This window comes from Methanogenium organophilum, from assembly GCF_026684035.1.
GTDB lineage: Archaea > Halobacteriota > Methanomicrobia > Methanomicrobiales > Methanomicrobiaceae > Methanogenium > Methanogenium organophilum.
Genome location: NZ_CP113361.1, coordinates 1,525,733 through 1,540,388, shown reverse-complemented (window position 1 = coordinate 1,540,388; position 14,656 = coordinate 1,525,733). Strand labels below are relative to the sequence as shown.

Here is a 14,656-nt window from a genome sequence, read left to right as displayed (position 1 = left end):
ATATTTATTCATTCAACCGTCACACTTTTCGCGAGATTTCTTGGTTTATCAATATCCCTGCCAAGGGCAAGTGCAGTATAATATGCAATCCGCTGCATGACAACCGTTACTGCAGCTACCTGTGCATATGCATCTCCTTTAGGAACGGGGATGCAGACATCGGCCACTTCCTTAAGGTCAATGTCATCCCCATACCCAATACCGATGAGTGGGGTGCCCCGTGCCTTCATCTCCCGGAGATTGGCCAACATCGACTGATATCCATCACCGGGCAGGCAGACCGCAACAGCCGGTGTTTCTTTTGACAGAAGTGCAAATGGGCCGTGCTTAATCTCACCTGCTGCATACCCCTCTGCGTGAATATATGATATTTCCTTCATCTTGAGAGCCCCTTCCAGGGCAACCGGATAAAAAATACCTCTGCCGACGTAGAAGAGCGTTGATACCTTTGAACAGAGACTAACAGCCTCACTCACATCTGTCAAGAGGGACTCCTCAATAGCCTGCCGGACGGAGCACTCCACAGAAGACGTATCTGAACAGCTCATTCCTGCAAGCAGACCGGAAAATGCCGCAACCTGTGCAATGTAAGATTTTGTTGCGGCTACGCTCATTTCAGGCCCGGCACCGGTGTATATCGTGTGATCCGCGATACGGGTGATAGAACTCCCCTGAACGTTCGTAATAGCAATGGTCTGACAGTTTGAATCCTTTGCCTTTTTCAGTGCTGAAAGAGTATCGGCAGTCTCTCCCGACTGGGAGACTGCAATCACAACCTCATCTTCCGGCGTGGAAAGATACCGGTACTCAGAGGCCAGATCCACCCGGACGGGTACACCACATTCCTTTTCGGCAAAATAGCGAAAGAGGAGAGAAGCATTATATGATGTACCGCAGGCGATCACTGAAATACCGCGTGCACGCCTGAGAAGCATGCTGGTGCTGTTATGGCCGTTTGCCAATCGGAATGACTGCTGGAAGACGTCGGGCTGTTCAAAGATCTCCTTGAGCATAAAGTGCTCAAACCCGCCTTTTCTGGCCGCTTCAATATCATAATCGACATATGTGGTCTGGCGGACTGTTGCCACTCCCCCATTCTCCACTTCAAGAGATCCCCGCCGTATCACGGCCATATCCCCATCTTCAAGGATCAGAATATCCCGGGTATACGACACAATGGGTGTGGCATCAGACGATGCAAAGAATTCATCATCACCAAGACCAATCACAAGGGGGCTTCGCTCCCGTGCGGCAATGATTTCATCAGAACCGGCACAGAGTGCAAGAATCGCGTAGGAGCCCTCTAGTTGAGGGAGTATAGAACGAACAGCCGCAGAAAAATCACCCTGCCATGACTCCTCAATGAGATGGGCAATCACTTCACTGTCGGTCTGAGAGGAAAAGCGATGTCCACGGCCTTCAAGTTCACGTCTGAGTTCGGCATAATTTTCAATAATCCCATTATGAACTATGGCAAACTGGCCGGTGCAGTCTGTGTGCGGATGCGCATTGATATCATCGGGAAGTCCATGCGTCGCCCAGCGGGTATGTCCAATACCGCGGGTCCCGGAACACCCGGCCACACATTCCGCCTGTTCCGAGATTCGTCCCTTTCTTTTGGCCACAGTGATGGAATCCGTGCCGGTCGCAACCCCGAATGAATCATATCCCCGGTACTCCAGATTTTTCAGACCCTCGACAATCACCGGTGCTGCGTCACGCCAGCCGATGTACCCGACAATGCCGCACACCTACATCACCACCGTGTGATCGGGAATTGTACCGCCAATTGTCCGTCCGCTTGTTTCAATAACCGCATTATTACCGACAACAGCACCTTTCAGAACGGTAAAGGGTGCTGTATCCACCCGGTCTCCCATAATTGTCCCAAATATTCCCGAGACATGCCGCCCCCTTACATTTGTGGTAAACTCTCCGCAGACAGCTGCGGTGTGGTCTGCAAGTCTGCACCCCTCCCCAAACACACTATCCCGGATACTAACATGTGATCCAACGGTCACATCATCCATCAGAATACTCCGTGAAACATGTGAGAAGGGACCTACCGTCACACAGTTTCCTATTGACGTTCCGGCAGAAATACAGGCATTCGGACCAATGGTACAGTTTGTACCGATTACTGCAGGTCCGGTAATTACCGTGCCGGGGAGAATCTCTGTCCCCCTGCCAATGGAGACACGCCCTTCAATTGTCGCATGGCGCGAAATCATTCCTGCAGAGGAGGATACAGTCTTCTTCAGAAGTGACCGGTTCAGGCCGAGAAGGTCCCACGCAAAGACCGCATCAGACCAACCTCCGGAAATATGGTGTGCCCGAACCTTCGTGCCTGCATCAATCATCCGGTTAATAATGCCAGGAAGTTCAAGTCCGCCCTTATAATAGTCAAACACCGAAGAGTCCAGTGAGAATACCCCGGTTGAAACCATAAACGATTCTGAAACATCAGGTTTTTCAATTATTTCTTTGACCAAACCCTCCTGAACATCCACAACACCGAAGTCCGTCGGCCATGAATGGGTTGTGGTAATAAGACCCGGCCCGTCTTCACAGAGCGGCCGGAGAGCTGACGCCGTGATGATATTATCACCCGGGAGAAGAAGGAACCTATCGGATACATGTTCTTCTGCCGTTTTGAGGGCATCTGCCACCCCAAGTTGTTTTTCCTGAACTACAACATTCACCTGCACGGGAAGATTTGCAAGGTAATGAATAACCTGTTCTTTGCGGTAGCCAACAACAACAGTAATATCCCACACTCCTGCCTCAGTCAGTGCTTCGATAACGTACTCTATAGTTGGCCGGTTTGCCACCGGTATCAGTGCCTTCGGACGGTTACGCGTCAACGGCCGGAGCCGTGACCCTTCTCCGCCTGCAAGAACTACTGCCTGCATGGTATCAGTTCCTCCCGATTACAGATTCATCGGCAATCGTCCCGCTGACCACGGTATGCGGGCCGACACGGACATCTCTCCCGACAGACGCCCCCACATTCACTGAGCAGTTGATGCCAAAAAGGACGTTGTCACCGATGACAGCCCCAAACTTTTTCCGGCCGGTGGAGACGCCACCAACTTTCACATGCTTTTTGTCATGGCGAAGGTTTGCCACCTTTGTGCCTGCCCCAAAATTACAGTCTGACCCCACTACACTGTCACCAATATACGTGAAGTGTGGTATCTTTGTCCGGGGAAAAATCACGGAATTCTTCAGCTCACTTGCATGCCCGATGTGGCAGTCGTTTCCAATGACCGTGTGCCCCCTGATATAGACATGCGGGCCGATAGTACACCCGCTTCCGATCACACAGGGACCTTCAATATAGGTCCCTGACCGGAGGACACTGCCTTCTGCCAGAACCACTGCACCTTTCAGGATGACACCCTCTTCCACATCCCCACGAATATCTGACGTAAGATCAGCGAGAGCGTTTTCATTTGCCTCTAGGAGATTCCACGGCGCACCGATATCACACCATGAGAGAAGCGGCACCGCATGCAGATTACCACGGGATATGGCAGGCACCAGTGCATCAGTCAGTTCATACTCCCCCCGGGGTGAGGGAACAAGACGGTCTGCTTCTGCAAAGATATCATCATCAAAGAGGTAAATTCCCGCATTTATCATATTTCCCGGGGGATTTTGTGATTTCTCATAGATGCCGGTAACCTTTCCGTCAGTCTCTGTGATCACACCATACTGTTCTGGGGTCTTACTCTCAAAGACACCAACTGCCGGTGCAGGGGAGGCACAGATACGTCTGATATCATCAGCTGTCACGATCATATCACCGTTCATGAGCAGGAACTGTCCCTTTACCAGTCCCTTTGCTGCCCGGAGAGCGTCACCGGTACCGGCCTGGGACCGCTGGACAGTATAGCGTATCGATACACCCCACTTCTCTCCATTGCCAAAATAGTCGCGGATCTTCTTCTCACGATATCCGACAACCAATATAAACGTATCGATACCCGCATCGCGTACCGCACAGATCAGGTGTTCGATCATCGGACGATTTGCGACAGGAAGCATCACTTTTGGGCGGGTTGCGGTGAGGGGAGCCATCCGTTTCCCCTCTCCCGCTGCAAGCAGGACACAGAGCATAGTCAATCAAAGCATATTTGATCTTAATTAATGTATAGGTTGTCCTGAAAAGAGGATTTTTTCGCCCTTCACTGCCATCCTTTCCGCACTATCCGCATCGCGTCCTTCTGCAGTGATGCGAACCTTTGGTTCCGTGCCGCTTGCCCGGATCAGACACCAGCCATCCTCCTCTTCGATACGAATGCCATCGGTTGGATTATCTACACCCAGAGCACGAACCAGCGTATGAGCGTCTTCACGCAGGAAAGAACGGCGGATGATGGGATACTGGGGATAGGCGGCAACTTTCTCTGCGACATCCCACTCTGCTGCCATTGCACAATAGAGGGTCGCAGCATACGGCCCGTCCGGGCAGAGGGAGTGTGCAGGGAAGATCCAGCTTCCGGACGGTTCTCCGCCAAAATCACCACCGGATACCAGCGCTTCAGAGACAAACGAATCTCCAACCGGTGTTCTCGCAACAGACGCCACTTCTTCAATGGCCATTGATGCATCTACTGTTGTTACCACGCTCTTTGCACCCGTCCATTCCGCAAAAAGCATGAGAAGATGGTCACCACTGATATAATTCCCCTGATTATCAAATGCCATGAACCGGTCAGCGTCTCCGTCATGAATCAGAGCGCCTGCGGCACCAGTCTGTCTCACCATCGCAGGAATGTATGGGAGGTGCTCATTGAGGGGTTCAGAGGGGCGTGCAAAGAACCCCTGCACCGTGCAGTTTATGCCCGTATATCGTATTCCGGCACGGCGGAGAAGAGCGGGCGTTACCCGTGATGCCGCCCCGTTTCCGCAATCAAGCACCATATGCAGACCCTCAGGAAGGGCAACAGCATCGAGTATTGCATCCAGGTACGGACGGATGATATCAGCTTCACCCGTCTCTCCCTGATTTTTCCAGTCAGCGATATGGGGCAATGTATACGTGTCCTCAATTTCCTGCTGATGTGCCAGAGAGAAGGCAGACCCACCAGGGTTCACCAGTTTCAGCCCGTTATATTCTTCCGGGTTATGGGAAGCGGTGATCATACAGCCGGCATCGTACTGCTGTGCAGCATATGCAACGGTAGGGGTGGGTGCAACGCCGCCGGATACCACGCGACATCCTGCCCCGGCAGCACCTGCAGTAAACGCTGCTTCCAGCAGAGGGCCTGTTGTGCGTGCGTCACGACCGGTGACGATCGAGCCGCAGGAGGCGCCGACACAGGCGCCGACCTGAAGCGCTGTTTTTATCAGTTCAGGGCCGAAGGGACGGCGTATTCCTGAAGAACCAAAGAGCATACAGGTACCATGAAAAAGAGGAGTATTGAATCTATCTGTTTGCTGCGGGTTATCGGGCAAAGGGGCACCAGTGTTCTTCATTCAGGAAAGCAGCAACCCCGGCGGTGGAAGGCCCGATAAATACCATCTGTTTTTTCCCCCGGTACTCGTCGGTTACTGCAAGAGAGTCGGCCGAGAAGAGACCGTCACCCCCGACCACAATTACATCCGCCTCTTCGGGAGAGGAGACCACACTCTTCCCCAGAAGACGAACAAGATCAGGCATATCCCCGTTCACAAATATTTTTTCACCCTCATAGACCGAATGGAAATTTTCAAAGCACCGTGCATGGTCTTCGTGGGCACATGCCTGTGCTTTCCGGCAGAGACAGAGGAACCGTGCCACAACACTCATGATTCCGCACGCAGCGGTTCGCTGTTCCGGCGATTCAAGTGATGCGCCGAACATAAAGGGAATCCGGGTGACTGTCTCTACCGGATACCGTGTGACCACATCTGATGCCGTACCACCAAATCCAATTCTCAGATTAACGCCGCGCACATATTGGCATGAGGGTGCATCCGGCTGGCGTTCAATCTTTACATTACAGTCCTGGCACCCGGTACCATGGGTTACCTTCTCCATTTGGGCAACTGCCTCGGTTACAATACTCATATGTCCTCCGTTCGCACAATGACACGGGCCGGCGCCCCGTCACCGTCTCTAATCTTCAGTGGCAGGGCAATCATATAATAGTCTCCCGCACTAACCGCACTGAGATCCAGATATTCAATCACCGGGATACCTGCCCCGAGAATTTTTCGGTGCACGTCGCCCGTTCCCATATACTCCTCAATAGACGGTGTGTCAATGCCGATGACACGGATACCTGACGCGGCAACAAGCGCTGCTGCATCCTGACTGAGATATGCATAATCCGGGTCAAATTCACTTTTTTCTGAATATCCGGTTTTGATGATGAGCCGCTCTGATTTCATCCAGGGCCGGATATCCTCCGGACGGATAGCAGAACACCGCTGACCCAGGTCAATGATTGTCACCGGGCCGATAAAGGTCTCCGGGGAGATTCTGTCAATTGTCAGCCCGTCTTCGATATAATGAGCAGGCGGGTCAATATGGGTCCCACTGTGGCTGCTTGCAACGAGAACAGATACCCGATACCCATCCCGCTCTGTCCTGCGGCATTCCGGGACACAATCCCCGGTATACGTGCAGGCGGGCTCCGGAAAGGAACGGGTGAGGTCTATATAGGCCATGGGCCTCAGAACCCGTCTTCAGCGGCGTCAATCGCAGCATCAATCTGCCGCTGGAGTGAATCCGGGAGACCCTGTATCTTCACATCAAGGAACCCACGGATGATCGTCGCCGTTGCCTCATCCTCGTCAAGACCACGGGCCATCAGGTATTCAATCTCATCACGGGCGATCTTTCCCACGGCCGCTTCATGCGAGAGTTCAGTATTTGTCAGCCTTCCTTCAATTTCCGGAATCGCATGAATGATCCCATCTTCCAGAATGAGACCTTTGCATTCGATATGGCCACGAGTCTCTTCTGCTCCGCCAATGATGTGAGCTCTTGCCATCACATTTCCCCCACGGGTGATCACACGGGAGAGGAGTTCAGCACTTGTGCCCTTCGCTTCCAGAATGGCACGCTGACCAAGGTCAAGATCCGAACCCTCCGGTGCGAGGATTACTGAACTGAACCGGGCCACTGAATTTTTCCCGGTTAACCGGGCCTCAGGATACATCTGGACACGCTTCACCGGTTTCATACTGATATAATTTGAGAGGAATGTGCTGTTTTCCTCCAGTTTTGCGGCACTCCGCGGGATAACCGTTACATCTTCACCCCAGGTATGGATCATCGTTGTACTGATGAGGGCATCTTTGCCAACATAAAATTCAGTGATTCCATAGTGCGAACCGTGACCCACAGAGTGGCTTGAAACACACCCGGTGATGAGGTGCAGCTCAGCCCCTTCCTCAGCAATGATAATATTGTGTACGGTCTGGATATCATCCGTTGCCATAAACAGGCAGGTCTGAAGGGGAAAGATATTCTTGCTTCCTTTTTTGGCTATGATAGTGTACCCACGGGGTTCCTGGCCTGCAACATACTGCGTATATTCATCCTTGTCCTTATCAACAAGATTCCAGTAATAATCCTTGAGCCAGTCATATTTTTTTAATGCCTCTGCTGTCGGAAGCATCTCAATCCCTTCATAGGTACAGGACGTCTGACGGACCTCCTGATCTTCCAGGAAGAAACTTCCACACCGATTTTCTGAGGTCAGCATAATTCCTGACTGTTCCACCCGCTCCCGGTCCTCAGGGGAGAGGTCGGCAAACCCATTTACACCTTTGCGCATTCAATACACTCCTGATATCCTCTTTCCTGAATTACCTTCAGTATCTCACGCGGATTGCCATGGCACCGGATCATACCGTCACAGAGCATATGCCCGGCATCTGCCTCCAGATAATCCATAATAAATCCGGTGTGGGTAATAATCAGACCGGATTTCTGGCGGTTTACAATATGGCGGTCCTTATCGACAAGCCGGGCGATGGCCTTCCCGATGAGAGCAATATTTTCAAGGTCCACACCGCTCTCCGGTTCATCCAGCATGACAAAATCGGGCTGCTGCACGAGCAGCTGAAGCACTTCACTGCGTTTGATTTCCCCGCCTGAAAAATTGGCATTGAGGTCACGTTCGAGAAATGTGCTCATGTTCATTGTCTCTGCATATTCGTATGCCTTTGCAGGGGTGCCGCCTGACATGACATCGAGCAATTTGCCAAGTTTAAGTCCCGCTATCGTAGGCGGACGCTGAAACATCATGCCCATGCCATAGCGTGCCCGCTCATGCAATGGGAGTTCGGTGACATCATGCCCACGAAAGAGGATGCGTCCTTCCGTTACAGTATAATTACTAAAACCCATGATTGAACGCAGAAGGGTTGTCTTTCCGGATCCGTTTGGTCCCATCAGGACGTGGGTTTCTCCCTCAGGAATCTGCAGATCAATCCCATGAATCACCTCTTTTCCGCCCACTTCAACGTGGAGATTTTCAATCTTTAACATAGCACCATCTATCATCTATATCTGACCGGATTGGATATAGGGGTGTCGTCATTACTCTCAAAAAATGATAGGGGACATGGGTCATCCACACCAGAAATGCAAATTCACTTTCACCCCCCGCACAGCTCACTCTCTTATAGGTAATGACGAAATTCTCCAGTATGTCAGAAACATTTCAGTTCATTGCAACCCGGGCAAAAGAATATCCGCAGATCACCCGAAAAAGTCAGATGTCCAAACAGGCGTTTTTCTCCAGCAGGACAACAGGTGAAAGGAGGAATACATACACCTACGCACTAACCCCCCGGACATCCTACCCCATTATCTTCGCCTGAGGAACACCGGAAAAAAGAGAAGGGAGATTACAACAGATAGTGTCAGGCTCGTCCACGTTCCCAGTCAGCTACTTTCTCCGAGAGTCCGGGACGATCGTAGAGATGAGTGGCGACATAATTGAAAAACTCCACATCTGAGAGATAGTCATCATAACAGGTACGGTAATCATCCAGAGCGCGATTGTATTCGGTCGCATGCAGGTTGTAATCTGCAACCGCAGCATTATATCCGCTGATATCACCGGAATCCTTCAGTTGTAAAAGGGCGGAATTCTCTTTGTCCAGTGCACGTTTCATCGCATCAAGATCCTCTTCCATCAAGATCAGGGCTGCTTCCTCTTCTTCTGCACGAGCCCGTGCAACGCCCGCTGCACGGTCAATCCTCCGTGTTTCATCTGCACTTCCGTATTCTTTTGTGCCATTTCCGACAGGGATCACAAAGAGGTCTGCTGTGAGTGTGGCACCGTTCTCAAAGTTCTTGGTGGGTATGCCAATCAGACTCAGATTAGTAGTTTCAATAAAGAGATATCCACTATCACGGTATCCAGGTTCATCTGCAGCCACCCCCACTGCCATATGCGAATCACCGGGGAAATAAAAGAGCGAAACGTTAAACCCTTCTCTTGCAAGAAGACCGGCCAGAAGAATGCTTTTGTCATCGCAGTCACCCGCCGTATCGATTACCGTCTCAACTGGAAATTTTGGCCCGGCAGCATCCGGACTCACATCATATGCCAGTGACTGCACATAGACCGTCAGGTATTCCAGATATTGATCACTGTCTTCAGCAACGGTTGATGCTTCCTCCTTCAGGGTTTTTGCAGTCACAGAATAGACTTGCTCCATCTCTGGAGAATTCGTAAAAGAAAGATAGTATCCGGTTGTCCAGTCATCATCTTCTTTCCATTCACCCAGAAGAACCGCATTTTTGTCAGCTCCTGATGCCGCATCATACAGACTCTTTGACACATTCACGGATATGGATACGGTCCTCTCCTGAAAGGGAAATTCCATCGATGAGGTAGCAATTCTTCCATCATCCTCATAGGGACCAATCACCGGATACTCTGCCGCCGGCCCGGGATTGAAAAACGATGTGGTACACCCACATGTAGCAGCACAGACGACAAGGATTCCCGCCACAAGAAGATATCGCCAATGGACCTGTTTCATTAGTATCGATTCTGTCAGGGATACAGAAAAGGTTCACCATCCTGTTTACCGCCGGTTCAGAATCATCTATCGCTCCGGTTCACTTTCGCCCTCCCCGGCATGCATTTTACTATGTACACTCTGAAAACCCATACAGACGATGTATGACGGGAGACTGATAACCGGTGTTGCAGAGAGATGGGCTGGTGAAACAGCTGCTACATATGACGTAGCATCATGCACACCCCTACCAGAACAGACCGGATGGTTTCCAGGCATCTCATCATCAATAAACCCCCACCTGATGCAACGTAGTCTTCTGGCAGAATATGAAGGGTGCACGGTAGAGGATCTCTTTGGCGGGCATGAAGTCCATACCTTACAGGGAACCTGCTATGCTATCGAAAGTTCTGAGGAAATTAGTATTAGCCGGCCTGAGATAACCACCCTTGCAGACACCATCATGCAGGATCTCTGTCTCATTCCAGGCATCGGTGAGATTACAGCAGATAAACTGCGCAGAAAAGGTATCAGGAGCATCTCAGAGCTTAAATCTCATAGCAGGTTTAGTGCTGACGCACATATCATTTCAGATGCGGTGGCAGCAGAGGACTGGGCATATCTTGAATCATACTGCTGCAGACGACGATCATCCTCAGATAATCTCTTTCTGCTTTTCTCTCTCACCACCCCAATCCATGAACTCCTCTTCTTTGATATCGAAACTTTGGGACTCTTTTCCCGGCCTGCGATACTCCTCGGAACCGGTAGAATACATGGAAAAGAGATGATAATCACCCAGTACCTGCTTCGGGATATCGGGGAAGAACCCAGCGCCATCTCTGCGATTCTGGGAGAAATCACCGAAACCACGCGTCTTGTCACCTATAACGGAAGGGCCTTTGATTACCCGTTTCTCAGAGATCGTGCAGGATATTATGGAATTCGTGCACCTGCCGAACCAACACATACCGATCTTCTCCATCACGTACGCCGGCAGTGGAAATGGCGACTCCCCGACTGCAGACTCGGAACGGTGGAAGGGGAAATACTGGGCCGGTATCGGGAAGATGATCTGCCCGGAAGTATGGTGCCATGGTATTACCAGACGTACAAGCGTTTAGGAAATCCCGGACCACTGGTTCCGATTACTGAACATAACCGTATTGATATCGCGAATCTTCCCCGAATATACGAACGTCTTCTGGAGGGATGCCTGTGCCCGTAACACTGACCGACACCATCTGCACTGATCCAAAATATCGAGATCATATTACGCACCGGCAGGAATCTTCCGGTGCGGCAGCACAATATGCTGAACCCAACCCCCCCCTTGCAGATACTGTCCAACATTATATAAAACAGAGAAACCTGCGCCTCTACGCACACCAGGTTGCTGCACGCAGTGCTCTTCACGAAGGCAGAGATGTGATGCTCACGACCCCAACAGCATCCGGAAAAACACTCAGCTACCTGATACCAATCCTCGAAGGGTTGAGCAGAGACCCCAATGCTTGTGCCCTTCTGCTCTTTCCGACAAAGGCACTGACCCGTGATCAGCTCAAAACGGCCTCCACCATCGCTGAGGAAATCGTTCCGACGGCAGGACCTGCAGTATATGATGGGGACACCCCAAAAAGCAGAAGAAAAGATATCCGCAATTCGTCCCGGATCATCCTCTCAAATCTGCATGAGCTGCACCATATCCTCTCCTGGCATTCTCTCTGGCAACGATTCTGGGGAAATCTTCACTATATTGTCATCGATGAAGCACATCGGTATCGTGGTGTGGCCGGGTCACACGCTGCTCTCCTCTTCCGGCGAATGCTCAGGGTGGCCGCCAATTACGGAAGCCACCCACGAGTCATCCTTGCCAGTGCCACTATCGGAAACCCGGGCCCTTTTGCACGCACTCTCACGGGAAGGGATGTCTCTGTGATACACGCCTCAGGTGCACCGGAAGGGCCCCGGAGTTTCCTATTTTACAACCCCCATTTCATATCGGAGAGAAAGGATACCACCTATCAGGCTGCTGCGTCTTTGATGAAATATTGTGTCGGACACGGCATGCAGACGCTCACATTTACCAATTCCCGGAAAGGGGCCGAGACACTCGCCACTATGACAGAGCGGCATCAAAGGGAGAGAATACCCACATATCGTGCGGGATATCTCCCTCATGACCGTCGTAAACTGGAACAAGGCCTGAAGGAGGGAAATTTCCGGGGAATTGTCTCAACCGATGCCCTTGAAGTCGGCATTGACATCGGCAGTCTCGATGCAGTCATCATGGCAGGATTTCCCGGCACCCGGAATGCTGCCTGGCAACGTTCCGGGAGAGCAGGACGAACAACCCGGCACGCACTCTCAATCCTTGTCGCATCGGAAAATCCTCTTGACCAGTATTATATGCACAACCCGGACGCATTCTTTGACAAGGCGGCGGAGAACGTTGCAATCTGTCCGGAAAATCCCTACATCCTTGCTGGTCACCTACTCTGCGCAGCAGCAGAACTACCACTTACCCCAGATGAGTGCGCTGTATGGTTCGGCCTATCTGCATCAGAAATTACTGATGAACTCACCCGGGAAGGGGTGCTCACTCGCACCCCCCTTGGTGCGGTATACAGTGGATCAGCACGTCCCACAGAGATCGTGCATCTCTCAGGAACCGGTGGAAATCAACTAAAGATCGTTTCAAACGGAAAACTGCTTGAAACGATTGAAACCGGACAGGCCTTTCGGGAGGCACACCCGGGTGCGGTCTTTTTGCATGCAGGAGAGACCTACCTTATCACCTCTCTTGACACGGATGCAGGTGTCATACAGGCAAAACGTGCAGATATTGATTACCGGACAAATGTCCACACATCGGGATATCCTGAATCTGCACAGGAAGAAACCGTTACCCGTACGATGGGATGCAAGCTCTCATTTGGGCATGTAATGATCACCGAAAGCCATCCCTTTTACCGGGTGACCCGGTATGGCAGACCGGTATCTACTGAACCACTCTCTTTGCCCTCTCTTACATTTGCAACCGAGGCTTTCTGGTTCACCTTCACCCCGGAAGATATGACAACCCTTGAAACCGCAGGTCATGACCCCGCGGGTGCACTGCATGCTATCGAACATGCACTCATCGCAATGATGCCTGCCGCAGTCCTCTGCGACCGACAGGATTTGGGAGGGTTTTCCACTCTCTGCGCCCCGAAGACAGGGTTACCCACTATCATGGTCTATGACGGATATGAAGGCGGAGCAGGCCTGACCGCCACCGGGTACACCCGGTTTGCAGAGATGATCCGGATGACACGGGACCTGATATCTGAGTGTCCCTGTGAGGATGGATGCCCTTCATGCATCTTTTCACCCAAATGCGGGTCAATGAACCAACCGCTTGACAAGGCCGGTGCTGCAATGCTCCTCCAGAATATGTGCAATAGAGATGGGCAAAACACCCTCTCACGATGAGACGGGATGCCCTCCCATCACTGCACCGGCATGCAGACACCATCCTGCATCCGGTACTCCATAAAGATACGCCGGTTGATGATGCGCCATGCAAGAATCAGCTCCATTGCTTCTGTGGCACTCACATACTCCCGTCCGGCATAAAGAGAGACCTGACCCACACCTGTCTCTTCCTCCACCGCCTCCTCCAGACGCCGGATCACCTCAATGCGGAAATCACCATCAAAGTGGACAGCGCCCATCTCTCTTCCATACAGCTCTTCAGACTGAAACGCGATGAGGAAATCCCGCTCTGCAAGTGATGTCATCGCAAAGAGATCCAGAGGAATGACAATGTTTTTAACCGTCTTTTCAAACCGTTCCTGCAGGAGACTGACCGCATATATCCCCCGTTCCCCGGACGGGTCAAAGACCGACGGCGTGATCCTTAGGATTGCATCGGCATACTGTTTCTGCGGCGCCACATATGCCTCATAATCTGGTTTACGTGCGTTAATCTCCGCTGACACCTGTTCCGGGGAATAGCCACGGTCCCCTACATCGCGGGCAATCTTCCACGCATACTTCACTGCATCATCCGGGTCAACATAACAGGTAAAATCAAAATATCTCCGCATATTTTCGGTAGAAAACGGATGGAGACCTTCCACAATGACAATTTTTTTGGGAGTAAACGGGGCAGGTGGATCAAAGGTGCCGGTCGTATGGTTGTACGAAGGCTTCATTATCGTCTGCCCCCCCTTCAGGAGGCCGAGATGCTCCTCAAAAAGAGACAGATTATTTGCATCCGGGTGGAGTGGTGTGATGCCACATTCTGCACGGCCATCCCTGTCGAGCAGATGGTAATCATCCATCGAAAACGAACAGACCAGATCAGGCCCGAAGATTGCACGAAAGGCCTGGGTAAAGGTGGTTTTTCCCGACCCTGAATCCCCTGCAACACCGATGGTGTAGATACACGCAGACGTGCGTATTCCCTCCCTGAAATTCCCGGTTTCCATCCATGTTACCTTTTCATCCGATGATAAAAAGGGCTCTGGTACAGATTATGAGCGGCAACTGAGAAAAACACATCATCCATAATTCGATCCGGGCAGGCAAACGACAATAGTATTCATGTGAGAATGATAGTATTCACCGGTCGCATCGTAGGAAACCATCATCTTTTTACGTATCAAAGACAAGCAAAACAATATTGAGAGGA

12 protein-coding genes are annotated in these 14,656 nt (G+C 51.4%); 2 read left to right on the top strand and 10 right to left on the bottom strand.

Going from position 1 to position 14,656, the window contains the following annotated elements; translation table 11 throughout:
- Positions 1-8 precede the first annotated feature (8 nt).
- From glmS to OU421_RS07620, 9 genes are all read right to left on the bottom strand, one after another.
- Positions 9-1,751: a glutamine--fructose-6-phosphate transaminase (isomerizing) gene (glmS, locus tag OU421_RS07660; RefSeq protein ID WP_268185482.1), complete on the bottom strand. Its 1,743-nt coding sequence runs from the start codon at positions 1,749-1,751 to the stop codon at positions 9-11.
- Entirely contained in the window at positions 1,752-2,912 is a 1,161-nt protein-coding gene (locus OU421_RS07655) for a sugar phosphate nucleotidyltransferase (RefSeq protein WP_268185481.1), read from the bottom strand.
- A gap of 4 nt (positions 2,913-2,916) precedes the next feature.
- The gene (gene glmU, locus OU421_RS07650) at positions 2,917-4,122 is read right to left on the bottom strand and encodes a bifunctional sugar-1-phosphate nucleotidylyltransferase/acetyltransferase (protein WP_268185480.1); all 1,206 of its coding nucleotides are present in this window, start codon (positions 4,120-4,122) and stop codon (positions 2,917-2,919) included.
- A 27-nt stretch (positions 4,123-4,149) separates the two neighbouring features.
- Positions 4,150-5,403 carry a phosphopentomutase/phosphoglucosamine mutase gene (locus tag OU421_RS07645; RefSeq protein ID WP_268185479.1) on the bottom strand — a complete coding sequence of 418 codons (1,254 nt, stop codon included), beginning with the start codon at positions 5,401-5,403 and terminating at the stop codon, positions 4,150-4,152.
- 49 nt (positions 5,404-5,452) lie between these two features.
- Positions 5,453-6,058, bottom strand: a complete 606-nt coding sequence (locus tag OU421_RS07640) for a hypothetical protein (protein WP_268185478.1) — start codon at positions 6,056-6,058, stop codon at positions 5,453-5,455.
- Entirely contained in the window at positions 6,055-6,660 is a 606-nt protein-coding gene (locus OU421_RS07635) for a cyclase family protein (protein ID WP_268185477.1), read from the bottom strand. Before OU421_RS07635 ends, OU421_RS07640 begins: the two co-directional genes overlap by 4 nt.
- A 5-nt stretch (positions 6,661-6,665) precedes the next feature.
- Positions 6,666-7,775: a SufB/SufD family protein gene (locus tag OU421_RS07630; RefSeq protein ID WP_268185476.1), complete on the bottom strand. Its 1,110-nt coding sequence runs from the start codon at positions 7,773-7,775 to the stop codon at positions 6,666-6,668.
- Positions 7,760-8,491, bottom strand: coding sequence for an ABC transporter ATP-binding protein (locus tag OU421_RS07625; protein WP_268187883.1), 732 nt, complete (start codon positions 8,489-8,491; stop codon positions 7,760-7,762). Before OU421_RS07625 ends, OU421_RS07630 begins: the two co-directional genes overlap by 16 nt.
- Before the next feature lie 377 nt (positions 8,492-8,868).
- Positions 8,869-9,999 (bottom strand): hypothetical protein, encoded by a 1,131-nt coding sequence (locus OU421_RS07620; RefSeq protein ID WP_268185475.1) that lies wholly within the window; start codon positions 9,997-9,999, stop codon positions 8,869-8,871.
- 139 nt (positions 10,000-10,138) lie between these two features.
- Here OU421_RS07620 and OU421_RS07615 point away from each other — a divergent pair, with 139 nt between their 5' ends.
- Together OU421_RS07615 and OU421_RS07610 are read left to right on the top strand one after the other, a co-directional pair.
- Positions 10,139-11,206, top strand: coding sequence for a ribonuclease H-like domain-containing protein (locus tag OU421_RS07615; protein ID WP_268185474.1), 1,068 nt, complete (start codon positions 10,139-10,141; stop codon positions 11,204-11,206).
- Positions 11,197-13,452, top strand: coding sequence for a DEAD/DEAH box helicase (locus OU421_RS07610; RefSeq protein WP_268185473.1), 2,256 nt, complete (start codon positions 11,197-11,199; stop codon positions 13,450-13,452). The genes OU421_RS07615 and OU421_RS07610 overlap by 10 nt, the downstream gene beginning before the upstream one ends.
- A 17-nt stretch (positions 13,453-13,469) precedes the next feature.
- Here the strand turns inward: OU421_RS07610 and OU421_RS07605 are convergent, their stop codons facing one another.
- Positions 13,470-14,453 carry a phosphoribulokinase gene (locus tag OU421_RS07605; RefSeq protein WP_268185472.1) on the bottom strand — a complete coding sequence of 328 codons (984 nt, stop codon included), beginning with the start codon at positions 14,451-14,453 and terminating at the stop codon, positions 13,470-13,472.
- Between the last annotated feature and the right edge of the window lie 203 nt (positions 14,454-14,656).

Excerpts from the sequence above, each read along its gene's own strand:
- OU421_RS07655 (WP_268185481.1), bottom strand. The coding sequence starts at position 2,912 with ATGCAGGCAGTAGTTCTTGCAGGCGGAGAAGGGTCACGGCTCCGGCCG.
- glmU (WP_268185480.1), bottom strand. The coding sequence starts at position 4,122 with ATGCTCTGTGTCCTGCTTGCAGCGGGAGAGGGGAAACGGATGGCTCCC.
- OU421_RS07645 (WP_268185479.1), bottom strand. The coding sequence starts at position 5,403 with ATGCTCTTTGGTTCTTCAGGAATACGCCGTCCCTTCGGCCCTGAACTG.
- OU421_RS07640 (WP_268185478.1), bottom strand. The coding sequence starts at position 6,058 with ATGAGTATTGTAACCGAGGCAGTTGCCCAAATGGAGAAGGTAACCCAT.
- OU421_RS07635 (WP_268185477.1), bottom strand. The coding sequence starts at position 6,660 with ATGGCCTATATAGACCTCACCCGTTCCTTTCCGGAGCCCGCCTGCACG.
- OU421_RS07630 (WP_268185476.1), bottom strand. The coding sequence starts at position 7,775 with ATGCGCAAAGGTGTAAATGGGTTTGCCGACCTCTCCCCTGAGGACCGG.
- OU421_RS07625 (WP_268187883.1), bottom strand. The coding sequence starts at position 8,491 with ATGTTAAAGATTGAAAATCTCCACGTTGAAGTGGGCGGAAAAGAGGTG.
- OU421_RS07620 (WP_268185475.1), bottom strand. The coding sequence starts at position 9,999 with ATGAAACAGGTCCATTGGCGATATCTTCTTGTGGCGGGAATCCTTGTC.
- OU421_RS07615 (WP_268185474.1), top strand. The coding sequence starts at position 10,139 with ATGTATGACGGGAGACTGATAACCGGTGTTGCAGAGAGATGGGCTGGT.
- OU421_RS07605 (WP_268185472.1), bottom strand. The coding sequence starts at position 14,453 with ATGGAAACCGGGAATTTCAGGGAGGGAATACGCACGTCTGCGTGTATC.